The sequence below is a fragment of the Brevibacillus porteri genome (assembly GCF_003013475.1).
In the GTDB taxonomy this organism is placed as follows: Bacteria; Bacillota; Bacilli; order Brevibacillales; family Brevibacillaceae; genus Brevibacillus; species Brevibacillus porteri.
This window is the reverse complement of the sequence record NZ_PXZO01000011.1, coordinates 192,207-215,943: the sequence shown is the minus strand read 5'-3', so window position 1 is coordinate 215,943 and position 23,737 is coordinate 192,207. Positions and strand designations below refer to the sequence as shown.

The window sequence follows — 23,737 nt, the reverse complement described above, 5'->3', positions numbered from 1 at the left end:
TTTTCATAATAATGTAAGTCAAGAACATGTTTATGCCCACGAAATATTAGCGAGCGCTTATTTAGTTAAGTGTATTGGCAAGTAATTCAAAGATGTCGTCCATTTCTTCCATTTGAAGTCCTTTCATACTAAAGTCACTGGGAGTCCGTTCGACTTCTTTTTTCTGCGAGCAATGAGTGATGATCGCCCGGAGATGTTTTCGATAGTTCTCACTCAGTTGATGAATGGACTCTTCTCTAAACTGCTCCTCGCTGTAAGTAAACGTGATGAGAAGCTCTCCACCTTCCATTCTTCCTGTAATATTCAAGGCGGTATAAATCTCGGAATCGGGACTCAGATTGTTCTTTCCATCAGCACCGAGCGAGTTACCTGAACTATACGGAGAACGAGTAAACAATTCGTTGTTAAGGCCTGAGTCAAATTGACCCAAGTAGTTAAACGTCACTTCGGGATACAAGGAATAGGACAAGGAACGTCGTTTTTCCGGTTCTGTCATATATTTTAAAATTTCATAGCCAATGCCTTTATTGGGGATCTTCCTCAAGTTTTCTTTCGTGCATTTGATATGTTCAGGTAAGTGATTCATTTGACTCAAATCTAGTAAAACTGGATATTGGGACGTAAACCATCCGATTGTTCTTGTCACGTTAGCGTGTTCGATCACATCCTCGCGACCGTGCCCTTCCAGATTAATCACGATTTGGTCAAGCTTGCTCCACTCTGCAACAGCCAGCCCCAATGCTGCCAGTAACAAATCATTAATTTCTGTTTGATAAGCAGAATTGGCCTGCTTCAACAATTGTTCGGTTTCCTCTGCTAGCAATCCGATCTGTATGTTGCGGATACTCTTCTGTTTGCATCCCTTCGTTTCATAGTCTTTCGGAAGGGAAGCATGCCTAGCTTCTGATTCAAGATTCTCCCAATACGGGATTTCTCTCACCAACTCATCACTATTTGCATACTCGTTCAGCCATACTGCCCAATTTTTAAAAGAATCCGTTTTTTCTGGGAGAACGATTTCTTTTCCTGCTAGAACTTGACTGTAGGCAGTTGCTAGATCCTCAAACAGAATACGCCAAGAGATTCCATCCACGACTAAATGATGGATGGCCAAAAACAAATGATCGCCTTGGAGCGTATGAAACAGCGCTGCCTTTACCAACTGTCCCTCTTCTAAATTCATGCTGCTATGCAAGCGTTTCGTCTCTTCTTCGATTGCTTGCTGGACATCCGAATGCGAGGTCAGATCATATTGAAGGAAATCGTATAATTTGCTACCCAATCCTCGATTCTGTTGAATGATTCTCCCATTCTCGTTCCGATAGACCATGCGTAGCGCGTCATGATGCGAAAGGATTTTATCTAAGGCCTTACGGATGGCTTCAGGCTCAAATCCCTGTTCACGATACAACACATACGATTGATTCCAATGAAACATATTTGTAAAGTTCTTTTCAAAGAACCATTGTTGAATGGGCGTTAAGGTAACAGGGCCTTCGATGATTCCCTGCTCGCTTCTCCTCGTCGTACTTTTGACATAGAGAGCAACCTGCGAAATTGTCGGGTAATTCAGCAAATCTTTCGTGTCTAGTTTTAGTTGATAGGCATGCAAACGAGCAGCGACCTGGATCGCTTGAATGGAATCCCCACCAAGTGAGTAAAAATTATCGCGAATTCCAATTTTCTCGATTCCCAATACCTCTTGCCAAACGGTTGCGAGAATCGATTCTGTCTGATTTCTGGGAGGTTCGTAAGCAGGATTTGTCTCAGCAGTAACATCAGGTTCTGGCAATGCTTTGCGATCAATTTTGTCATTCGGCGTGAGCGGCATTTTATCCAGCTTCACGAAATAAGAAGGAAGCATGTACGCAGGTAGCTTTTGAGCGGCAAATTCTCTGATCTGCGCAGGAGTTACTTCCAGTTGCGAAATATAGTAAGCGCACAAATAGGGTTGATCGTGTTGGTCTTCCCTAGCGATTACCACTGCCTCTTTTATTTGTTCATGTTTCAGCAAAACGGACTCGATTTCTCCCAACTCAATCCGATGACCCCTGATTTTCACCTGATGGTCGATTCTGCCGAGAAACTCGATTTCTCCATTCGGCAGCCATTTGGCCAGGTCACCTGTCCTATACATCTTCTCTCCTGGAACAAACGGATTATCTACAAATTTTTCGGCGGTCAAATCTGGACGATTCCAGTATCCTCTGGCTAAGCCTACTCCACCTATGCATAATTCGCCTTCACTGCCAATTGGCTGCAATTGTAGCTCTTCATTGACAATATAAGCGTACGTATTTTGAATCGGTTTACCGATTGGGATCGTTTGGTTGAGGAGCACATTGGAAGGTGCTTCCCATATGGTCGCGCAAATGCTTGTTTCCGTTGGTCCGTATGCATTCACGTACCTAACTTTATTTTTCCATCTATTTACTAAAGGGAAGTTAGCAGCTGAACCTGCCGTAATCATGATGCGAAGTGATGTAAAATGATCTGGGTTGAGGTGAGTCAAATAAGTGGGTGGCAACGTGATGATGGTCAATTCATTTTTATTCAAATAGTTTTCAAAACTGATGAAATCATGAATCGTCTGTTTGGAAAGGATGTAGAGGCTGGCACCGGTTAGTAAAGCCATGAACATTTCCCATACCGATGCGTCAAAAGACATGCTGGCAAACTGTCCAATCCTGTCTGCAGGTGTTACACCAAACGTATTTTGAAAGAATGATTGCAAATTAGCGATCCCTTTATGCTCCAGCATGGTTCCTTTCGGCTTGCCGGTTGTTCCTGAAGTATAGATGACATACGCCATATCAGTAGGTTTGCTTGGCAAGTGAAGATTGGAATCCGAGCGAGAATCCAGCTGTTCTTCCTCGATTACGACTACAGGACCACGGTATCCGACGTCATAAACAAGGTTACTGACGTTTTTCTGGGTGATGACGATTTTGGTTTGACTGTCTTGCAGGATATATTGAATCCGATCTCGGGGATATTCGATATCGATGGGAACATACGCTCCGCCAGCCTTGAGGATGGCCAGAATAGCTATCACATTTTCAATGGATTTCTCCATCATCACACCGACGATGCTATCTGTTTTTATCCCTTTTTCGATCAGTGCTCTTGCTAATTGGTTAGCCTTCCTGTTGAGCTCCTGGTAAGTTAATCGCTCATTTTCATAAACGATGGCAACTCGGTGTGGCACAGCTTCTGCCTGTTCCTCGAACAACTGATGAATCGACTTATCCTGTGGATATTCAGCCTTTGTATCATTAAACAAGGCTACCTGTTCTTTTTCCCGCTCCAAGTCGATGAGATTGGTATGATTTCCCAACATGTGTCCCCTCCGATAATTGGCAAACTTTTGTCTATCATGAAGTGTGACAATACAATGTGATGGCCAAACAGGTAAACGAAACTGCAAGGAAATGGTCCGCTAAATCTGAAGATGAAGTCTCAGTGACGAATGGATCACATAGAAAACTCCCTCATCAACACCATTTAATATAATGGCCCAATGTAACAAAATATGTGGGTTTTTGTATCTTTTTTGTAAGTATTAACCATTTCTATATTACTATGGTCATGAACCAATTTTCACCTACAAATTCTCCTCGATTTTACATTTTTTCACAATGGGGATAATTCCCTGTTTGCTCAAAGCGGTTTTCAGGACAAAAGTCACTTTCCACTTTTTGGTCGAAACATGTGCGCTGGTACTCTAGCCTAATGGATTCAGGACATGAATCCTGACCATTTCGAATGGGAAAAATACATTACCTGAAAACTAATGTGCTGGCCTGCACACCTCCTTACAATCCAGCAGAATAACGTATTCATATGCACCTGTTTGAGAAACTGTTATTCATTATAACAGAGAGTGTTTTGGAAATCAGTTAAAAATTAGGTATTTTTTGTTAATCGTGCTACTTTTTACCCAAACCACTCTTCAATCCCTGCAAAAAAGGCTCACACTTTCTGGTTTCATTCGAAAGTGTGAGCCTTTAGATTTACGATATCATTGAGGAATCGAAACGGTGGACACCTATTCTTTCAGGATAATATTCTTGTCCTTCAGTCGCTTATTTGTCGTGCTTCTGACGAGGGTATATACGACGGCAAAGGCAGGGATTCCTAGCAGCATTCCCATCAGCCCGAACAATGCTCCCCCAACCAATAAGGCTGCTATCACCCATAAGCCATCCAATCCGATTGAATTACCTACCACTCTTGGATAGATAAAATTACCTTCGATTTGCTGCAAGACAAGAATAAAGACAAGGAACCAAATAGCCTTCACTGGATCGATCATTAAAATAATAAAGGCACTCGGAATCGTCCCGATATAAGCACCAAAAATCGGAATGATGCTCGTTACACCAATGATCACACTCACAAGCAGTGCATACGGCATGTTAAACGCCCACATCCCCACAAAACAAAGCCCGCCAAGAATGAGAGCCTCTGTTAGCTGACCTGAGATAAATCCACTAAATGCTCGATTGGTGATTTGTCCAATTTCTACAGCCCGATCCGCCTTTGCTTTTGACGAATAGGCATAAACGAGTTTTTTCGCAATGAGCGTCAACTTTTCCTTATAGAGGAGCAAATAGACGGACAACATCAGCCCCATGATGACATCGATAAAGCTAACAGTAAACATTTTCGTATACGTCAGTAATACAGGGATGGAAGTCAGGAAAAAATGGCCGAACTTATTTACAATTTCATTCCACTTCTCCATAAGTGTATTCCATAAATCGCCGGACAAGTTAAATCTCTCTGCAAAACCATCGACGAAAGCCTTTAATGATTGCATGTCATTCGGAATACTTGCCGCGAGCATGGAAATACTCGTGAGAAGCTGAGGGACAATAAACCACATGAGAAATGTAAAAAATACCAGGACAGTCGCCAGCGTTAACAGGATTGAAAAAGGACGTCTTACTTTTAACCAGATTCGATTGTTACCGCGGTTAAGGGGTGAGAAAAGTCTTTCTTCATAAAATCTCATTAAAATGTTCAAGATGTAAGCAATGGCAATCCCATAAATCACAGGATCTAATAAGTCAAATATTTCATAGATAAATGACTTTACAGAAGGAAAATTCCAGACCACAGCAAACAGCAATACGGTGTAAGTCGCGATCATTATGTATTTCTTTATATCTCGCCAGTGTACTTTCTCCATCATTTTCTAGCTGACTCCTAACCTTTATGAGTTCTAAGTTGATCTGTTTGTTCATAAACTTTTCCATTAATATGTCCACCCACAAGTATACTATGATTTTCAACCGTTCGTTATCATTTTTCTACTTTCACTAAAACTTCCCTCGAACTTTCCACAATCATGCGTATCAAAAAGACTGCGGAAAAGATAACAGGCTACCGACTAAGGACAGCCTGCATATCTTCTATAGGGGGCCAAACTCCCCCTTTTTTACTTGGATGAGTTAGGTAGCACGCATCAATTCCCGATCTCGTTTTCCGTGTAGCCAGTAATAAAGCGGGATACTGAAAAGAATGAAGACAACCATCCCGACGAAAATCGTACGATATCCTGTATGCGGTACGATAAAACCGAGCAGATAGGGCCCGATTCCTAATCCTAGATCATACAAAATGTAGTAAGTAGAGGTTGCTAATCCAAAGCGATGCGGAGCTGTTACCTTCACAGCTACGGTTTGGGCAATGGAGTTAAAGTTACCGAAGCCTACTCCAATCAATGCAGCAGATAGCAGCAGCATCCAGGAAGTTGAGGTTTGACTGAAGAGAAGCATCCCGAGCGCAAATATCACCAGGTTTGGGTATGTCACGATGTTCGCCCCTCTTGCGTCCATTAGCTTTCCTGAGAATGGTCGCGAGAGGATAATGACAATGGCATACACCAAGAAGAAATAACTGGAAGCTGAGGACAGATTAATTTCTTCCGCATAAAACGATAGAAATGACAAGACACCCGAATAGCTGAAGCCGATTAATAAGGCGACGAATGAAATCGGCAAGGCTTTCAGCTCGATGAATTTCGAAAGCAGAGAACCTTTTGCTTCCTCTTTCACATTTGCGGAAGCAAGCGGAACATTGATTTTTGCCATGGCATAAAACATCAAACAAATCAGGGAAAACACAACATTCATCGTAAAGATCCAGGTGAAACCATTTTCAAGCCGCAATAAGATCATGCCGAGAAAAGGACCAATCGCAGTGGCTAAAATCGCACTTAAACTGTAATAGCCAATCCCCTCACCCTTGCGAGACGCTGGCAAGATTTGAGCAATAATGGTACCTGTTGCTGTACTGGCAATACCAACGGCAATCCCTTGCAGCAATCGATTTACCAGTAAAAAGCTGATATGGACAGCAAAAAAGTAAAGCAACGAGGTGACAGCAAAAAATCCTAACCCAATCCAAAGCGTTTTTTTCGTACCAATATGACTAATAGCTCTACCGGTGAGTAATCGGCCAATCAAAGCACCAATGATAAAGATACTGGAAACCAATCCTGCTGAACTAGTTGAGGCGTGAAATTCTGTTTTGGCATAAGAAGCAATCGTAACCATTAGTAAGAAAAACATAAGTGTCAAAAGAAAATTGATGAAAGAAACAATAACGAACTCTTTCGTCCAAAGCCTATCCTTTTTCACTGCTTACCCTCTTCTCTTTAGGTTCATGATTATTTTTTCGAGTACTGTGGCAGCTGCGTCTCTTTCTTCTGGTGAGATGCCCTCCAATATTTCTTCCAAGAACGGATCAGTCGCTTCCATAATCGTCTTATGTAGCGCTTCACCTTTCTCTGACAAATACATAATTTTTTGCCGTTTGTCTGATCCAGATGAAATCGAAATGATTTCACGAGCGGCTAATTTTTGCGCAATGGGTTGGCATGCGCAAGATTTCTGGTCTTTCTATGGCGACAAAAGCTTCGGAAGTCTATGTGAACGGGATGAAGCCGTCGCAGAAGAAAGCGGATGGCGATCTTATTTTTTGGTTCGATCTGGAGCCGAATACAGTCGCTGTTATTGCTGCGAGCAAAGTGGATAGTATTGCACTTCAGAAATAAAATAAAAATCGGTCACATCCGGTGGTATCGAAACCCACCGGTTTTTTTCATTGCCCATTCCCTTTCCCTTGCCGCTTGACTCTCCCCTTAACTGGAAAGTTATACTCGGTACAGAAAAAACGTAAGTATGGAGGTTGCCCCATGTTTAAAATCAGTGAATTTGCGAAGATTAGTCAAGTCTCCGTCAAAACACTTCGTTACTATGACCAAGTTCATTTGCTAAAGCCAGCTCATACCGACAAATTTTCAGGCTATCGGTATTATTCGGCTGACCAAATGTTTCAGCTTAATCGGATTTTGGCTTATAAAGAATTGGGGTTTTCCTTGGATCAAATTCGTCAGATGATGAGCGAGCAAATCCCACTCGAACAAATCAGAGGGATGTTTCGAATCAAGCAAAGCGAGATTCAATCCATTCTGGATAAGGAGCAAGCAAGACTGAATCTGATCAACGATCGTCTGTATGCCATCGAAAATGAAGAGAAAAGCTTGTCTTCGCATGACGTTATTCTAAAAAAAGTAGAACCTCAACTTTTCCTATCCTATCGTCAAAGAACGCCGTTCAATAAAATTCCGGAGCTATTTCAAAAGCTGGACGATTATATGGGGCGTTCAGGTCAATCATCTCTCTCCAGAATGGTTCTTTGGCATGGCTGTGAGGAGTGCGATGACAACATGGATGTGGAAGCGGCGCGTTTGCTTACTCACGATTTGCAGACCGAACCACCTTTTACCGTTAAGCGATTGCCGGAAATTCCGTTGATGGCTACGCTCATCCATCATTGCCGGACGACATGCCGTTGCACTGCGAGTGTCGAATTGGCGATATGGATTGAACGAAATGGATATCGGATCAAAGAGAATGAGCCGCGTCGTGAAATTTGTGTTCGTCGTGAAAATCCCAAAGACCCGGACTCTTATGTCGCCGAGCTCCAGATTGCCGTAGAAAAAGCTTAACAATCGAACATGTGGAGAGGAGATTCAGCTTTTGAACAGACAGCAAAAGTTCCTAACTTTTACCTTATTTATATTGACCTTCGTTCTGGGTACGAGTGAATTTGTCATCATCTCGCTGCTTAGTGATGTGGCATCCGAGTTGGGCATTTCGATTTCAACAGTAGGATCGCTCGTGTCAGCCTTTGCCATTTCATTTGCCATCGGTACACCGATCTTAACTGCGATATTCAGCCGATTTGCCAAGTATCCACTCATGCTTACGTTGATCGGCATCTTTATTACAGGGAATATTCTAACTGCCCTATCCGAGACGTATGTTTTGCTTCTTGTTTCCAGAATCTTGACTGCCGTTGTGACCGGGGTTTTGATTGCACTTGCTATGGCGGTTGCCAGTGAAACGATGCTTTCTGAGAAAAGGGGGACCGCTATTTCGATCATTTTTTCGGGCTTCACGATCGCCAGCGTTATTGGAGTGCCACTTGGTACTTTTATTGGGCAATGGGGAGGTTGGCAAATGGCCTTTTGGTTTGCGGCTCTACTAGGCGTCATTTCTCTCCTTGCTAGTGCAGTGACCATCCCAAAAGGATTGAAGGGATCGAGCAGTTCCTTGCAAAAACAAATCGGGTTACTGACCAATACACGTATCATCATCGCTTTTTTTATCCCGGCATTAAGTATCGCAGCTACTTATACGGTATATACGTATTTAACTCCTTTGCTGCAAGAAGTGCTCTTCGTACCGAACCAATCTATTAGTCTCGTATTTTTACTGTACGGGGTAATTTCGATCTTTAGCACGTTGATTGGTGGAAAACTGGCCGCTCACAACGGGATTGGAAAGCTTCGGTATGTATATCTGATGCAAGCCGCTATTCTCGCATCTCTTTATGTTTCGTCCCATACCCTTCTCGGTGGATTCATCAGCTTATCATTTATGGCCTTGGTCGTTTATATCATGAATTCCACGATGCAATTGTATTTTATTGAATTGGCCGATAAACATTTCCCAGCTGCCAGAGATTTGGCTTCCTCATTAACTCCTGTGTCAGTCAATGTTGGGATCGCCCTCGGATCAGCTTTGGGTGGATTTATTACGACAAACCGGGAACTCATTGATGTTTCCTGGGTTGGTGCGATTGTCGCGATCGTAGCATCGTTGCTGACTTTTATCAGCTATAGTTTAGATCGCAAAGCGATGTCCTTTCACAATCATACGTTGGAGGACTGTCAAACACGAAAATCATGCAATTAATAGAAGAAGCTTCCCTTCATGTTTCCAGGGAAGCTTCTTATTCCTTCATCTATTGAGACAATTTTACCAAGCTGTAGTTTTTCTTGCCTTTGCGGATAATGATGAAGCGACCGCCGATAGCGAGACTTGGCGTTACTTCCAGTTCCAGATCGGAAACCCGCTCGCCATTTATCGAAATAGCGCCTTTTGTAATATCCTCACGTGCTTGACGCTTGGATGGCTCAATGCCGATCTCAACAAGCCAGTCAACGATGTTCTTCGTTTCGAGGGTAGATTCGTACGTCGGCATTTCTTTGAAGCCTTGCTCGATCTCATCTGCCGATAGCGATTTAATATCACCAGTAAACAAAGCTGCTGTAATACGCTTCGCCTGCTCCAGCAATTCCTCACCGTGTACAAATCTCGTCATTTCCTCCGCCAGCGCTTTTTGCGCCTCGCGTTTGTGTGGCTCGGTCTGTACTTTTTCAGCCAACTCGTCAATTTCCTCTTTGGATAGGAACGTGAAGTATTTCAAGTATTTCACAACATCGCGGTCATCGGTATTTGCCCAGAATTGGTAGAATTCGAATGGTGTTGTTTTGTTTGGATCAAGCCAGATGGCTCCCCCTGCTGTCTTCCCGAATTTCGTACCATCTGCCTTCAGCATCAGAGGAATGGTGAGACCGAATGCTTTTGCTTCTGATCCTTCTTTTTTGCGAATCAGATCGAGACCGCTAGTAATGTTGCCCCATTGGTCGGAACCGCCGATTTGCAGCTGAACATCTTCATGTTTGTACAGATGAAGGTAATCCAGCGATTGCAGAATTTGATAGGAAAACTCCGTAAACGAAATGCCGCTTTCCAGTCTGCTCGATACAACATCCTTGGCAAGCATCGTATTGATGCTGAAGTTTTTCCCGTAATCCCGCAAAAATTCAATGACATTGATCTTATGCGTCCAGTCGTAGTTGTTCACCAAACGGATTTGGTTGTCGCCTTCTGTAATGAACAGCTTTTTCATCTGTGCGGTGAGTTTGTCGACGTTTTCCTGAATTTGTTCCAGTGTTTGCAAAGAGCGCTCGGATTGACGGCCGCTCGGATCGCCAATCGTACCTGTTGCACCACCGATCAAAATGACCGGACGATGACCAGCCAGCTGGAAGCGTTTCAGTACCATAAAAGGAATCAAGTGACCGATATGCATACTGTCACCTGTTGGATCTACACCACAATATAACGAGACTGCTTTTTCATTCGTTAATTCTCGCAGTCCCTCTGCATCTGTTTGCTGATTGATGGCATCACGCCATTCGAGTTCGTCGATAATATTCACTGCTATACACTCCTTCAATCTCCTAGGGTAAAAAACAAAAAATCGCCCCTTGTCTATTGTAGACATAGGGACGATTGAATAACCGTGTTACCACCCAACTTGCACCAATGGACCCAAGCGTTAACGCAGGCCATTCATGCCACTCGTAGCGAGTTATCGTTCGCGATTCCGCTCGGCATTACCCGAGATACTCCAGAGTGTAATTCGCTCGCTTATTGTGTACCGGGTTCCATCAACCCCCGGCTTTCTAGAACAGGGAATAAGCTGCTACTGGGCTCTTTCGACGTATGTTTCATATGAAATTAAAGTCAGTATATTGAATTCAAATAGCAATGTCAACCATGTAGCAATGATTCCGCCACTATCCTTTATTTTATTTTCATGAGACCTTCGGAAGTTAGATCATAAACAGTTGTTGCGATTTCATGTAAATACCGTCGATCATGCGAAATACTGATAATCACACCGTCAAAAGCCGTTAAGGAGCGACACAGAACAGGAGTCGTCAAAGGACTAAAGTTTCGGGTCGGTTCATCCAGTATCAATATTTCGCACTGATCCAAAATCATTTTTACCAGAAGCAATTTCGCTTTCTGTCCCCCAGATAAGTTTTTAATGGGTTGATGCATCTCCTCTTTTGTAAAATTCATACTGCCTAAATGCGTATACGCTTTGGTAATCGCATCTTTATTCCCGGTTCTTTCCAAGAATTCAATCGGTGTTTTCGTTGAATCCAGTCGGTCTTCATAGTTTTGGGGCATGTAACCGATCTTTAATGACGAGTGCTAGACTAGCTCATCCATGATCTTTTTCAACAACGTCGTTTTTCCGATTCCATTTTCCCCAATAATCGCGACTTTTTCTGGCCCCTTGATCGATAAATGAATCTGTTTCGATAGCTGTTTGTTCGCTATTTGCAGTACTTCCAATGAAAACTCGAGGATTTGTTTACTACCGGGCACATGTACCGCAGAATCAAATCGGAATTCGCTTGCTTCTTCTACACTTGGTACCTCTAGAAACGTTTCCGATGCTTTCTCCATACGCTCTCTTTGATTTTTCAGAGACTTGATTTTCTTTTGCAGTCGCGGGTCTGAGCGGGATACGTTCCGATGTTGATGTTCTGCCTTATTCCAAACGTCATGCCATTTCTCCATTTGCTTTCGATGATCAGAAGCTTGCTTTCTGGCTATCTGCTCTTGTTTGTTCAAGTGGCTCTCACGATTCGCGAGGTAATTCTCATATGGTTCTCTTGAAAACGTATATTTGGGTACTTGTTTGCGCTTCGTCAGTTCCATATGAAGGATACCGTTTGCTGTATTCGCAATAAATGTTTCGTCATGCGATACGTATATGACAGGAATAGCCGTCTGTTGGATAAATTCTTCCAGCCATTCCATCGTTTGAATATCCAAATCATTCGTGGGTTCGTCCAGTAATAGAACATCAGGCTTCTGTGCCAACAGACTTAAAAAGCGGTATTTGAAACGCTCACCACCGGACAGAACACCCATCCTTCTATCTGAATCCAATGCATGAATGCCGAGATCATCCATCGCTCTTACCAGTTCTTTGCTCCATTGATTTTCGGCAAAGAAGTCGGCAATGGTCATTTGTTTTTCTTCGTCCGATATCTCCTGTGAAAGAAAACCCATGGAACATTCGTTTCTCAACACTTTCCCTTCAAATGTGCAATACTCGGCAATCATTTGTTCCGCGTAAATCAATTTTAATAAGCTGCTTTTTCCATTTCCCTCTTCCCCGATGATGGCAATCTTGTCGCCGTTTTGCAGGGGCAGATGCAAATTTTGAATGAGAGGCCTGCCGTCTTTTTTGGTGGTAATCGTGATATTGTGCAGTTCAACCATTTGGATTCCCCATTTCGTTTTTACATTTCTCGTCCTTTACTCTTTGTTCATCTGTATCACCCCCCTTTTTTGACAACAAAAAAAGATGCTTCTGTCCAATAAACAGAAGCATCTTGCTCTCGTTCTAGAAAACGCTATATGGAAAATAGACCATACAGGAATTCAAGATATAAATTTGCGGGTGAATTTGGCTTCTTGTTTATTTATTATAGGATTGGCTTTTCCAATAAATAAACAATTGCGCAAATGATTCACCCTCCGTTCCATGTAGTTGAATTCAATATAGCATGGCCTTCTAAATATTGTCAATTAAGCTATTCGACCAAGGCTAGCAGTTGTGCAAGCTTGTCTTTGATGGAGGAAGATTCCTTTTTTACCGCCTGAGCGAGCTTCTTGTTCCCACCGAAAAGGTGATAAATAACGGTTTCCCGCAGGTAATCCTCCATCGCTGCAAGCTCCCCTATGAGTGCATCCACCAGTTCTGCACGATCGATGGTGATATTTTCCAAAGGCTTCGCAGAGTCGCTACTGCCAAGCACCAGAGAGACGAGTACTGGCATATTCTCTACGGTTACACCATGCGCCTCGATAAACGCAATAGCAAAATCGTCCTGAGCAGACTGATGCTCCGTGTCGACCAGCTCCATATAGCGACGAAAGAGTGGAAAATAATCGTTGCTAGACAAGCCGAGAGCCAATACCGCATAAGTGCCAGGCATGACGGATTTCTCACTAGGCTCTACATCCCCATACCACGCAAACTCCTCCATCGCAAGCTCGGCATATTCTGCAATTTTCGGGTATAAGACAGGAAAACGGGAGGCATTCGCAAAAAACTGGTGCAGACCTGACTTCGCCAGCTTTTTTACTGGCAGGTAGTGCTTTTCGCTGCTCTTCAGCTTGAGCTTGTACCCTTTGGGAAAACCTTCACGCAAAAGACCGTTGATAAAATCCAGTGCTTCTCCGTAGGCGGCTTCTTCCTCAGATACGATACGGATGTCGATCGCTTGCAAAACGTCATTGGCGCTTGCTTGAATCAGAGTGCCTTTATACTCGTTTTCAAAGCGACCGCTGCCCCGTTTTACATAGTCCGTAGCCTGCTTGGAACCGAGCTGAACAGCGAGGTCCAGAAACTTCTTGCGGGTGTCTGGTTCCTTGTTACCAATTGCGAGAGCGATGTACAGGAAAAAGTCCAGCTCCTCCATTTTTGGTTCTTGACGCTCCTGCTCAGGTTTCAAAGCCCAATCCAGTCCATAATGCCCAGTACGATCGAAAAATTTGACTAAAAAACGCTCATCCGCCCAGCCTTTTAAAGCCAAAGTAAAGTAGTATGTCCATGAATCACTGCGTTCTTTATTAGAGCGCAGCTTTTCGCTAAGACGCTGGATGAGCGGTTCGATAACTTCCTGCTTTTGCTCCATCAAATCGGGATTGACGAGACAATGAGCAAAGAAAAAATCATCTCTTTCACTCGGACGTACGGGAAGCTCCTGCTTAATTTTTGTCTCAATAAATTGATCCAATGCTTGTTTTAGACTCTCGCGTTTTTGTTCGTTTACGAAATGGTGAGTATGGCATTGCATCGATTGTTCCCACTCGAATTCGAAGACGAGCTCGAAGCGGTAATTAAAAAAGTGAGAAGCATAGTCGGTGGAATGAAAAAGGGATTCCATGCGTTCACACAGTGCGGGAAAAAATTCTTGCATGAGAATTTCCTCTGTAAGCTCCTCCATGTAAGGACCCGCGTCGTATTTGTACGAGTCGTCGCTCCAACTGTAAGGTTCATGGACATCCACGTGGATTTTGCCATTGGCCCAATCGAGTTTTCCTTTTCTCCATGCCACTCTCAGGTAGTCTTTGATCCCGACCTGCAGTCGACTCCAGTCTTTGATCTCGTTGATCCGCTGGTTCTCTTTTTTGTAAATTTCTTGGATGGAAGTCCATACTTCGTTTAGAAATGCTTCTGCTGCCTGATTCATTGACTACTCTCCTCCTCGCCAAAACAGCACTACCGTCTTAACCGATGACCTTGACGACATTGCCCTCGCTATCGGTAATATTGGTTTTCACAATGTTTATGGCAATTCCTTTCAGGGAAGGCATCTCAAAGCTGCTTTCCTTTGGAAGCAACTGCTTGGTAAGCGCAATCGTTGTCGCATCATCGAGGACAAATCGAATGACGTCCTCTTCTGGATTACATTCAGGCTTTTCTCCTGCCTCAAATACAACCCGGACATCAGGTCCCAGCAGGCTCAGGCTTTCCCCTTTTCGCATACGTCCGCGGAGAATCTTTCCGATGACTTCCGCTTGCTTCGCTCCCAGCTTTAAGGTCGAAGGTGTTTTTTTCAAAAAGCCTTTTTTACCTGACTCCCATCCTAGCTGGCTGACAAACAAATAGGCAGTGTTGGAGCCTTCTTGTTCCATTCCTTTTTGAACAGCATCCGAAACTGTAGAGTTGCGAAGGAGAGAATCCCGCTCGAGATCGGTTATGTAGGAAGGCATGTACGGCAAGCCAGATTGGAGTACGCCACGTGTATTCCAAGCCATCATCGCATCGAGTTCATCACCTGTGATTCCGACCATTTGCAAGAATTGCACCCGACCATGTGGTGTATCGATTTCGGGAAGCTGTGGGTCAGTGACAAAAGCGAGCGCAGTCAGTTGGGTATCGGCACCCAGGCATATCGGACCGTTTGCATCCAAATGATCACCAGCTTGAAATACATTGCCCGTGTTGAATACGTAACGCGCCATGTTTTGAAGCAGGTTCAGCGCCCAAGCAGGCGGCTCTTCCTCTTCGTCCCCTCGCGCTAGTCGAAACGTCAATTCAAAGCCAAAGCCGCTTTCCTCTTCATTCTCGGATTCCTTTTCATATAACTCAGTAAAACCATACGTGACAAAATGCCAATGCGGGTAAGGCTCGTCCGCTTTGTAGGCGCTTATTCCATCCAATGGATCCTGACCACCCAGCGCATACGAGATGAGCGTCCCGTAATGCTTAGGCTCCTGCTCTCCATAAATCTTTCTCATTTCCTGATCAATGGCATCCCAGCCCGCTGACATCATTTCTTCATTCACTTCTTCGTTCATCTCTCTCGCCTCCTATGTAATGACTGTCTTAACAATAGCCAAAATGAAATTTGGATACTCTATTAGACGGTCAATACCACTTAGCAAATTACATTGTTCTCAATCCCTTCTATATCAAAAGTCTTTAACTGGTTTGTGTTATTCCATTCGGAACAACTGGCTTCGATAACCAGTGCTGGTCGGTTTGCACATGATTTTTACGCACAAACTTGGCGGCAGATTGTTTAAAATCTTCGTACGGAAACCTCTCCGTTACTCGTACCACGTAGCCCTCTTGTTCCCCGCCGTAAACAGATTGTTTGGTGTAGCAACTTTTTACGGTCTCTTCCTTCCAAATCCCTCTGTATAAGACAGGCGCTGTTTCTAAGCCAAGTAGTTCGGCCCATTCTACCGTTTCGTCCCAAGACAAGCATTCATTGTTTTCATTCCAGATAGAGAAAACGTAGAAATAGCTCGTTAGGTGTTGGTAATAGATGGAGTGCAGCGCAAATACATTTTCTCCGCAAATTCTCCAGCCTTCCGGGATATGAAACGAAATCGTCCCGTGCAGCATCTTTACCCAATGTCTAGATGCGTGGTCTTTGCTATCCAGTGACCTTGCGTGGATATGATTTCGGTAAAGAGTGGTATTTTCGCCATCCAACTTCTCTGTCACGACTACTTCTTTTCCCTCGAAATGATGAACCGTTCGCAAGATTTTATCATCGTCGGTTCTACTTCTTGACCAGGGTAAATGAAAGGTTCTCGGGTATTTTTTCAACATCGTTATTCACCTCCTTATTTCGCATAGGCATCACCTTCCTTAAAGAAGTACAGCTTCCATAGGTACTCATCGCCCAACAAATGATAAATCTCGGAAATATCTTGCTGCGTTCCGTAGTTAATCTTCATGTGCATTTGAATCAGGTTGACGACTTCGAAGATAAAATCATCTTCGAATCCTAATTCTTTTAAGAAATGGCAAGCAATTTGCGCAGAAACATGCTCATGTCCGTAGTAGGAGTAATGGCCTTTCATCGGCTTGTAGGTTTTGCAAAATGGTTTTCCTGTATCGTGAAACAAGGCGACCACTTGCATGAGAAATTTGTCTTCTTCCGTGTAAAAGGCGTTTACATAATCGAAAACATGATAGGTATGCTTGCACAAAGGGTACTGATGATAAGGGTTTTCCTGATTAAACTGATACATCTCTTGGAAGATCGGAATGGCATTCAACTTGGCAAACAGCTCTTCATAGGAAGGTTCATTTTGAAGCAATTGAACAAACTCTTCTTTTCCAATGGCATAAGGAGCTGGTTCGTGCAAGAGATGAATGTGATCCCAACCTTCATTCTTAATAGGAAAATGGAAGTTCTTCCGCATCTTCGCCAAGATGTATTCGTCTACGGTTCTCTTTCGGGATCGATTGCGCTCTAGGCAAACAGAATAGGGAACATCGAAGTAATAGCATACCTTTTGGACATCGGGAAATTTGGCAAGGACCTTCATTCTTTTCTCTCTGTCAATATTGGTTGCGTCTAAGATGACATTCTTTCCAGTCGCCAGCTCCGTTGCGATTTTCGAATAAACCTCAAAAAATACTTGCGCTGACCTTTTTTGCTTTCGCTCATCACCGAATAAGTTTTGGCGAATTTCATCCGTAGACACGATGGTTGCCCGTTCCTTTTTGGCAATTTCTTGTGCGCACTTGCTTTTGCCACTGCCCGCAATGCCTGACAGGACGATTAATTTCTTTTTCACTTATATCTCACCTCCTTTCAATAGAAACTAACTTTTCGACTTACTTTTCCAATATTATACACACTTCGCGTATAGATGGCACCCTTCTTTGTTCCTAGATTTTCCGTTCTTTACAGCCACGGACCAAAGAAGTTGTGGACAGCTTGCTCGGAATAGCTATCTTCACCGCGCCAATTCACGACGGCGAAAAAGTCGTTCTTCCCGCCACGCCCTGGTCTGTCCTTACTTGGAGCCAAGATTCCAGCGGATGCAAGAATCTCCATGAAGACATCCCGTTCATTCTTGCTAGACGGAAAGGCTCCAGTAAGGCGCTTCTCCAGTTGACGGGCGGCATCGGTTGGCTCACTGCTTGCAATGACGTCTAGCACCTGACGGAGGATGGCTACATCTTCTTCCTGTACCGTAAGATTTTCTTCCTTGCTTAACAGCTCCAGATCAAGCATGAGGTACGGTAGATAATTCAGGCGAATGCCTCCCCACTTGATTCTTTCGAAATTCAGTACATTCAAGTCTTCATTCGTATACTGCTCTCGACTTGCAATATGATAGCGGTCGCAAAGATGGCAGTCTCCGTACATGGCGAAATAGGTACCGTTTTCTGGATTTATATACTTGCCGACGTTACTTTCGAACGTATGGGCTGTCAAAGACTGAGTCAAAGCCCAACTAGACATGGCGCTGCGCAGGTACACCTTTCGCGTCGAGAGACTGTGCAAAAATGCTGCGGCGACTTGTTCTTTCGTCACTTTTTCATGCAGAGCAATGATTTTCTCTATGCACTCCTCGTGACTGATCGTCAGCGGGTCAAACATGAGGCCTTTGCTTTTGGCGTATTCAAAATCTGCTCCCGAAAAATCGAATGGGCGACTCTTCCATCCGTTGCTGCTCCAAAATGTTTTCATCAAGATTTGCTTTGCTTTTTTATCCATAAAACGATTGCTCCTTTTTTCTTTGCTTTCCATATTTTAGCGCGGATCGGATGTATGAAAAAAGAGTCCAACGTGTGAAAGATCGTTGGACTCTGATTGCGTGCTATCACGTACCGCAAAACGTTTGGTAAGGACGTGCCGATTCCGCTGGTAAAGTCGTGTATGCTACCTGTTCAGGCGTGTACGCATATGGATCAGAAAGGACTGCCAAAAGCCGTTCCATCACAGTGTTGTCGCCCTCTTTCCATGCTGCTTCCAACGCTTCTTCTACACGATGGTTTCGAGGGATGACTGCGGGATTGCTGTTTTTCATTACCTGTTGTACCGCTTCGATGTCTTCTGGCTGTCTTGTTAGTCGTGCTTTCCACTGCTCATGCCATTCCGTGAATTCGCTCGTGCCAAACAGCACGGTACCTTCTGGTTGATTGATCGTGAGCGCACGGAATGTATTCGTATAGTCTGCACGGTGCTCCTTCATCATGTTGAGCAGACCTACGATCAACGCTTCGTCTTGCTCCTCTTCGTTAAACAGTCCGAGCTTTGCCCGCATTCCTCTGAGCCAATTGCTGTGATACAGCTTGCTAAATTCGCCAAGGGCATCTTCGGCCATTTTCACAGCCTGCGCTTCATTTTCATGCAGCAACGGCAATAAGGTTTCCGCAAAACGAGAGAGATTCCACACGGCAATGTACGGCTGATTTCCGTAAGCATAGCGGCCTTGAACGTCAATGGAGCTAAATACCGTTGCGGGATCATACGTGTCCATGAAAGCGCAAGGACCGTAATCGATGGTTTCGCCGCTGATCGCCATGTTGTCGGTGTTCATGACTCCGTGAATAAATCCTACGAGTTGCCACTTGGCAATCAACTCCGCTTGACGCTTGATAACTCCCTTCAGTAGGAGGAGATAACGGTTTTCTTCTGTTTCGATCTCTGGGAAATGTCTTTGCAAGGTGTAATCAGCTAACGCGCGGAGATCTTCAATCGAGCACCATCTTGCCGCGAATTGAAACGTGCCTACTCTGATATGACTGGCTGCAACACGCGTCAAAATGGCACCAGGCAACTCGGATTCACGATAGATAGACTCGCCGGTTGTCACTACTGCAAGGCTACGAGTAGTAGGAATACCGAGTCCATGCATGGCCTCGCTAATGATGTATTCGCGCAGCATCGGGCCAAGGGCCGCTCTACCATCGCCGCCGCGTGAATAAGGCGTTCTGCCTGAACCTTTGAGTTGGATATCAAATCGCTCTCCGGATGGGGTAATCTGCTCTCCAAGGAGAAGGGCCCGTCCGTCGCCCAGCATGGTAAAGTGACCGAATTGATGTCCGGCATATGCTTGCGCGATAGGCATTGCGCCTTCTGGTGCCTCGTTTCCCGCGAGCATAGCTACAGCATCGGTGCTTTGAAGGGCTTCGGCGTTCAGCCCGAGCGACTTTGCCAATGACTCGTTTAGAATAGCGAGCTTCGGCGAATGAACAGGAGGTGGGCTCAGTCGGGAATAAAATGATTTCGGCAGCGTTGTATAGCTGTTGTCGAAGTTCCATCCCAGTTCAATCGTTGCTTTTTTGTCTGTCATTGTATCTCCTTTTATCGATTGGTGTATTTGAAATGGAAGTAACTGTACACTTGATACATTTTGCCAGTTTATTATACCCTTTTCACGCAAGATTGGAGCACATTGGTCAGGTGAAAAAACAAAAAAAACGCCGGTTTTCCCCTCGACGTTTTCGTTCGGTGTTAACAATAGGATGCTCACTAAAACCATGAGAACCATGGTAACTGCATCAAATTAAAAAACCGATACGCTTCAGTACCTGGTAAGGAATTTTTAAAGGAACTACAAGCCCAAGCAAATCAATATAAAGAAATAAGTAGCCAATGAGCCGATACATGAATGTTACAAAGGAGCTTCAGTAAATCTGATCTCCTTTTTTGTATAGACGTTGATCATTGGAGGAAAAATACCATTTACATAAAACCAAATGGTGTTATATCATCATGAAGTAAAACCAAAAGGTGTTATATTTTCACTACGAAACGGAGAGATTTATCGTGGAACAGAACCATCAACAAACCGTAGAAGATATTAAACAAACCATTGTTTTCGACGCCCCTATTCAAAAGGTATGGGAGAAAGTATCCACTGCGGAAGCCATTTCTGCTTGGTTTATGCCGAATGATTTTCAACCAGTGGTAGGTCACGAGTTTCATATTCAATCGCCTTTTGGACCGTCCCCATGCAAAGTGTTGGAAGTAGAAGCACCTCATCGCCTTTCTTTTGCTTGGGATACAGACGGTTGGGTAGTCTCTTTTCTTTTAAAAGACCTGGGAGATAAAACGGAGTTTACCCTTATTCATGGTGGATGGAAAGCGGCAGATGAGATCATCGGAAAAGCAAACGCGAAGAGCGCAATGATTCGTGAGAAGATGAATCAAGGTTGGGTTGGAATTGTTCACGAGCGTCTGAAAAAGGTTGTGGAGGGCTAAATGTCTGCTTCAGCAGAAAAGGTTGATGTATTTCAAGCGATCGCTGACCCTACTCGTCGAGAAGTACTTCGCTTGCTAGCTGAAAAAGAATTGCCTATCTCTGCAATTACCTCTCATTTCCCCATAAGCCGAACGGCTGTGGTCAAGCATCTTCATATACTTGCTGACGCAGATTTGGTTACGGGACATAAGGTAGGTCGCGAGAAAATCTATCGGTTGCATCCCGGTCCCCTAACAGAAGTAAAGCAATGGCTTTCCTTTTACGAGCAGTTTTGGAACAATAAGCTCTCTATGTTGAAGCATCTGGTGGAAACCGATGGCGATACGGCATTAACTGTCGTGCAATCGGAACCGGATCAAAAAAGGAAATAGCTTATCATGCCATTCCCTCTTGATCGATTGACCCAAGATCAAGAGGGTTATCTTTGATCAGGCATTTCTTATAGCAAAAAGACTGCCGATTGCTCGACAGTCTGGGTAGTTGGTTTACTTATTCAACAGCTCGGTCAGTTCAGTGGATTCGGTCAAGTGCAACGGTGCCGTTCCATAAGCTTTGCCATCTTCTGAATCAAACATATGGTTTTTGTTGTCTCCGCTCAATACGAAGAACAGTGTCTTCGCCTTTACTTCTGCTTTGTTATCTGTACCAACAGTTGCTGGCAAAGTGTTTGTCGTGACTTCAGCGTAGTTGAATTCAACTGCCAAAGCCTCTTTCTTGTCCTTCTCCACCGCTTGGGTGCTGTCATCAAAACGCATTTGGTCCGCAGGTGTTTCAAAACGTTTATTCATTAGCGCAAGAATTTCCTTGAACTTGTCATCTTCCGGCTTCAGGGATGTTTTTTCCCCTTGCTTGTACACAACGATTTCTTGTGGAGCAACGATCACCTGTTGCTCTTCTTTTTTCGCTTCTTCTGGTTTTTGCGTAGTTGCTTCACCAGCTGGTTGTTGGGTACCTGTTGCCGCTTGATTTTGATTTGCTGGTTGCTCTGCAGTTTGCGTGTTGCCGCAAGCAGTCAGGACTGCTAACAGAAGTGCAGCTGGGATCAATGTAGACTTTTTCATGTTGAGGACCACCTTTTCTATATTCTCTCTACTGTTTGACTCGCGCAATAGAAATAAGGCGATCGCAAACAATCGCGAACACGCCTGTACGTTGAACGAAACGTGGATTACTTTTGACCAAAGGATTATAATACAATCAAATTAAAATTGCAAATAATCACCAATCGCTATCTTCGTGCAAGCACATCTACTTGAATGGGAAAGATGATGGAAGGCAGTTCAATATGAAACGACGACCCATTACATAAGGAGATACTTCATGAATCATCAAAAAATCGTCCATTTCAGTGATAAGGACTTGGATGGCGTATCCTGTGCGATCCTGAGTCAAATTGCTTTTTCCAATCAAGAAGTCGATTCTCGCGGGGTAACTCCTTACACTGTCAATCAAGACGTACAAAAGTTTATCGAAGAAGAGCTTACCTCCGAGATGTATGTCGTGATTACCGATGTAAGTGTCAATGACGAGGTCGCAACGCTCATTCAGAAAAAGGTCGATCAGGGACATGCGTTTATCTTGATCGATCATCACCCAACCGCCCTGCCACTGGCTTCCAAGTACGAATGGGCACAGGTTATTACGGAAGAATCAGGGAAAAAGACTTCGGCAACGAGCCTTTATTATGATTACCTGGTAAACCAGGGATATTTGATCCCTACTGGCGTTCTCTCTGACTATGTGGAGCTGGTTCGTGCCTTTGATACGTGGGACTGGGATGCAACCGGCACTGTACAGGCTAATCAACTGAACATTTTATTCTATATGGTCGAGCGAGACACGTTTGTTCAAAATGTGCTGGGACGCTTGCGTGGTGAAGGTGCTGATACGGATCAATTCGTATTTGACGAAGTAGAATCCATCCTCATCTATACAGAAGAAAAACGAATGGATGAATTTGAACAAAAAAAGCTGAAGCAAATGAAGCTGATTCCGGTAGAAATCGATTTAGACGAGCCAAAAACGTATCAAGTGGGTGTGGTTTTCCTCGAACAATATCACTCCACGACAGGCAATTTCTTATGTAAGAATGCGGAAATGATTGATTTCGTCGCGATGCTAGATCCTGGGAAAGGCAGAATCAGCTTTCGAACCATTCGCGAAGACGTGAATCTGTCTGTCATCGCCCAGCATTACGGTGGTGGCGGTCATCCAAAGGCTTCTGGATGCTCCTTTACGGGCGTTACGTTAAAGGCTTTCGTGTACCCTGCTTTACGAACGAATTAGAGCAAAAAACAATCAGTCCAATTTCTCCATCCGTGAAATGAGAAATTGGACTTTTTTTGTTTTATTCTCCTTGTGCCTCTCCGATCTCATATCGCAGTTGTATGGATCCACTTTTTCCGTAAAGCTTGGTTTCTATCAACTTCATGTCGTGACGTGTATGGATGTTGTCAAAGTAATATTTGCCGCTGCCCATTAAGACCGGATGAATAATGATTCGGAGTTCGTCAAGTAAATCAGCATTGATCAAACTTTGAACAAGACCCGCACTTGCAGGAACAATGATATCACCCTTGATTTGTTTTTTTAGCTCCTTTATTTTCGTCATGACATCGGAATGAAGGAGTGTAACCGTTTCGGCATAGTCCCCCCAATGAACTTCTGTAGGCTCACTATTTTTGGTTACTACATACTTTTGTGTCTTATTCATAGCATCAGCCCAATCTCCCTCTTGGAACGGCCAATAGCTTGCGAAGCCTTCATAGGTGACCCGCCCCATCAAGATCGCGTCAACCTTCTGGAAAAACACAAGACCATCGTCTGTGGCGTCCATGATTCCAGGCAACGCCCAGCTAACCATATTGTCTTCTTCTCCTGTCGGCCCCGTATAGATACCATTCAATGTGCTGCTTACATTTGCAATTATTTTTCCCATCGGATCTCCGCCATTCTTTCATAATTATTATCTAAAAATTAACACATTTCACTACTTAGTATTTCTTCTCGATTGCTCAAATTTCCCTTCCGAC

18 protein-coding genes, 1 pseudogene and 1 other annotated feature are annotated in these 23,737 nt (G+C 44.0%); of the genes and pseudogenes, 6 read left to right on the top strand and 13 right to left on the bottom strand.

Translation table 11 applies throughout. The features are described from left to right. Positions 1-61: 61 nt before the first annotated feature. The 3 genes from tycA to C7R92_RS09000 all read right to left on the bottom strand — a co-directional run bounded on the left by tycA (position 62) and on the right by C7R92_RS09000 (position 6,647). Entirely contained in the window at positions 62-3,340 is a 3,279-nt protein-coding gene (gene tycA / locus C7R92_RS09010) for a tyrocidine non-ribosomal peptide synthetase TycA (protein WP_106833986.1), read from the bottom strand. Positions 3,341-4,048: 708 nt separating this feature from the next. Next, positions 4,049-5,197: an AI-2E family transporter gene (locus tag C7R92_RS09005; protein ID WP_083261535.1), complete on the bottom strand. Its 1,149-nt coding sequence runs from the start codon at positions 5,195-5,197 to the stop codon at positions 4,049-4,051. Positions 5,198-5,456: 259 nt separating this feature from the next. Further along, a complete protein-coding gene (locus C7R92_RS09000) occupies positions 5,457-6,647 on the bottom strand; it encodes an MFS transporter (RefSeq protein ID WP_106833985.1) in 1,191 nt (396 codons plus the stop codon). Between the two features lie 239 nt (positions 6,648-6,886). Here C7R92_RS09000 and C7R92_RS31975 point away from each other — a divergent pair, with 239 nt between their 5' ends. The 3 genes from C7R92_RS31975 (at position 6,887) to C7R92_RS08985 (ending at position 9,272) form a co-directional block, all read left to right on the top strand. After that, complete coding sequence (locus tag C7R92_RS31975) at positions 6,887-7,063, top strand: hypothetical protein (RefSeq protein WP_158265729.1); 177 nt, start codon at positions 6,887-6,889, stop codon at positions 7,061-7,063. Between the two features lie 141 nt (positions 7,064-7,204). After that, positions 7,205-8,020, top strand: a complete 816-nt coding sequence (locus tag C7R92_RS08990) for a MerR family transcriptional regulator (protein ID WP_106833984.1) — start codon at positions 7,205-7,207, stop codon at positions 8,018-8,020. A gap of 31 nt (positions 8,021-8,051) precedes the next feature. Further along, positions 8,052-9,272 carry an MFS transporter gene (locus tag C7R92_RS08985; protein ID WP_106833983.1) on the top strand — a complete coding sequence of 407 codons (1,221 nt, stop codon included), beginning with the start codon at positions 8,052-8,054 and terminating at the stop codon, positions 9,270-9,272. Between the two features lie 49 nt (positions 9,273-9,321). Here the strand turns inward: C7R92_RS08985 and tyrS are convergent, their stop codons facing one another. From tyrS to C7R92_RS08945, 8 genes and pseudogenes are all read right to left on the bottom strand, one after another. Then, the gene (gene tyrS, locus C7R92_RS08980; protein ID WP_106833982.1) at positions 9,322-10,584 is read right to left on the bottom strand and encodes a tyrosine--tRNA ligase; all 1,263 of its coding nucleotides are present in this window, start codon (positions 10,582-10,584) and stop codon (positions 9,322-9,324) included. A 63-nt stretch (positions 10,585-10,647) separates the two neighbouring features. Beyond that, positions 10,648-10,877 (bottom strand) — a binding site (T-box leader). Positions 10,878-10,952: 75 nt separating this feature from the next. Beyond that, positions 10,953-12,452, bottom strand: a pseudogene (locus C7R92_RS08975) (ATP-binding cassette domain-containing protein). Between the two features lie 314 nt (positions 12,453-12,766). After that, positions 12,767-14,431, bottom strand: coding sequence for a DUF6138 family protein (locus tag C7R92_RS08970; protein WP_106833981.1), 1,665 nt, complete (start codon positions 14,429-14,431; stop codon positions 12,767-12,769). Positions 14,432-14,468: 37 nt separating this feature from the next. Then, positions 14,469-15,530: a suppressor of fused domain protein gene (locus C7R92_RS08965; protein ID WP_106834019.1), complete on the bottom strand. Its 1,062-nt coding sequence runs from the start codon at positions 15,528-15,530 to the stop codon at positions 14,469-14,471. Positions 15,531-15,666: 136 nt separating this feature from the next. Next, the gene (locus tag C7R92_RS08960) at positions 15,667-16,305 is read right to left on the bottom strand and encodes an RNA ligase family protein (protein WP_069845056.1); all 639 of its coding nucleotides are present in this window, start codon (positions 16,303-16,305) and stop codon (positions 15,667-15,669) included. Positions 16,306-16,319: 14 nt separating this feature from the next. Continuing rightward, on the bottom strand, positions 16,320-17,282 hold the full coding sequence (locus C7R92_RS08955; protein WP_106833980.1) for an AAA family ATPase: 963 nt from the start codon (positions 17,280-17,282) through the stop codon (positions 16,320-16,322). A gap of 110 nt (positions 17,283-17,392) precedes the next feature. Next, positions 17,393-18,211 (bottom strand): hypothetical protein, encoded by an 819-nt coding sequence (locus C7R92_RS08950; protein WP_106833979.1) that lies wholly within the window; start codon positions 18,209-18,211, stop codon positions 17,393-17,395. A gap of 106 nt (positions 18,212-18,317) precedes the next feature. Beyond that, positions 18,318-19,793, bottom strand: a complete 1,476-nt coding sequence (locus C7R92_RS08945) for a protein adenylyltransferase SelO (protein WP_106833978.1) — start codon at positions 19,791-19,793, stop codon at positions 18,318-18,320. Between the two features lie 476 nt (positions 19,794-20,269). Here C7R92_RS08945 and C7R92_RS08940 point away from each other — a divergent pair, with 476 nt between their 5' ends. Then, positions 20,270-20,704, top strand: coding sequence for an SRPBCC family protein (locus C7R92_RS08940; RefSeq protein WP_106833977.1), 435 nt, complete (start codon positions 20,270-20,272; stop codon positions 20,702-20,704). Next, on the top strand, positions 20,705-21,076 hold the full coding sequence (locus C7R92_RS08935) for an ArsR/SmtB family transcription factor (RefSeq protein ID WP_017248440.1): 372 nt from the start codon (positions 20,705-20,707) through the stop codon (positions 21,074-21,076). Between the two features lie 114 nt (positions 21,077-21,190). On the opposite strand, the gene C7R92_RS08930 is transcribed toward C7R92_RS08935, so the two are convergent. Beyond that, positions 21,191-21,766 (bottom strand): hypothetical protein, encoded by a 576-nt coding sequence (locus tag C7R92_RS08930; protein ID WP_106833976.1) that lies wholly within the window; start codon positions 21,764-21,766, stop codon positions 21,191-21,193. A gap of 259 nt (positions 21,767-22,025) precedes the next feature. Between C7R92_RS08930 and C7R92_RS08925 the strand changes: the two genes are divergently transcribed. Next, on the top strand, positions 22,026-22,991 hold the full coding sequence (locus C7R92_RS08925; RefSeq protein ID WP_106833975.1) for a DHH family phosphoesterase: 966 nt from the start codon (positions 22,026-22,028) through the stop codon (positions 22,989-22,991). Positions 22,992-23,052: 61 nt separating this feature from the next. Here the strand turns inward: C7R92_RS08925 and C7R92_RS08920 are convergent, their stop codons facing one another. Continuing rightward, positions 23,053-23,643, bottom strand: a complete 591-nt coding sequence (locus C7R92_RS08920; protein WP_106833974.1) for a dihydrofolate reductase family protein — start codon at positions 23,641-23,643, stop codon at positions 23,053-23,055. Between the last annotated feature and the right edge of the window lie 94 nt (positions 23,644-23,737).

Coding starts and splice junctions, on each gene's coding strand:
- C7R92_RS08945 (WP_106833978.1), bottom strand. CDS start 19,793: ATGACAGACAAAAAAGCAACGATTGAACTGGGATGGAACTTCGACAAC.
- C7R92_RS08960 (WP_069845056.1), bottom strand. CDS start 16,305: ATGTTGAAAAAATACCCGAGAACCTTTCATTTACCCTGGTCAAGAAGT.
- C7R92_RS08950 (WP_106833979.1), bottom strand. CDS start 18,211: ATGGATAAAAAAGCAAAGCAAATCTTGATGAAAACATTTTGGAGCAGC.
- C7R92_RS08935 (WP_017248440.1), top strand. CDS start 20,705: ATGTCTGCTTCAGCAGAAAAGGTTGATGTATTTCAAGCGATCGCTGAC.
- C7R92_RS09005 (WP_083261535.1), bottom strand. CDS start 5,197: ATGATGGAGAAAGTACACTGGCGAGATATAAAGAAATACATAATGATC.
- C7R92_RS31975 (WP_158265729.1), top strand. CDS start 6,887: ATGCGCAAGATTTCTGGTCTTTCTATGGCGACAAAAGCTTCGGAAGTC.
- C7R92_RS08925 (WP_106833975.1), top strand. CDS start 22,026: ATGAATCATCAAAAAATCGTCCATTTCAGTGATAAGGACTTGGATGGC.
- C7R92_RS08920 (WP_106833974.1), bottom strand. CDS start 23,643: ATGGGAAAAATAATTGCAAATGTAAGCAGCACATTGAATGGTATCTAT.
- C7R92_RS08990 (WP_106833984.1), top strand. CDS start 7,205: ATGTTTAAAATCAGTGAATTTGCGAAGATTAGTCAAGTCTCCGTCAAA.
- C7R92_RS08970 (WP_106833981.1), bottom strand. CDS start 14,431: ATGAATCAGGCAGCAGAAGCATTTCTAAACGAAGTATGGACTTCCATC.
- C7R92_RS08930 (WP_106833976.1), bottom strand. CDS start 21,766: ATGAAAAAGTCTACATTGATCCCAGCTGCACTTCTGTTAGCAGTCCTG.
- tycA (WP_106833986.1), bottom strand. CDS start 3,340: ATGTTGGGAAATCATACCAATCTCATCGACTTGGAGCGGGAAAAAGAA.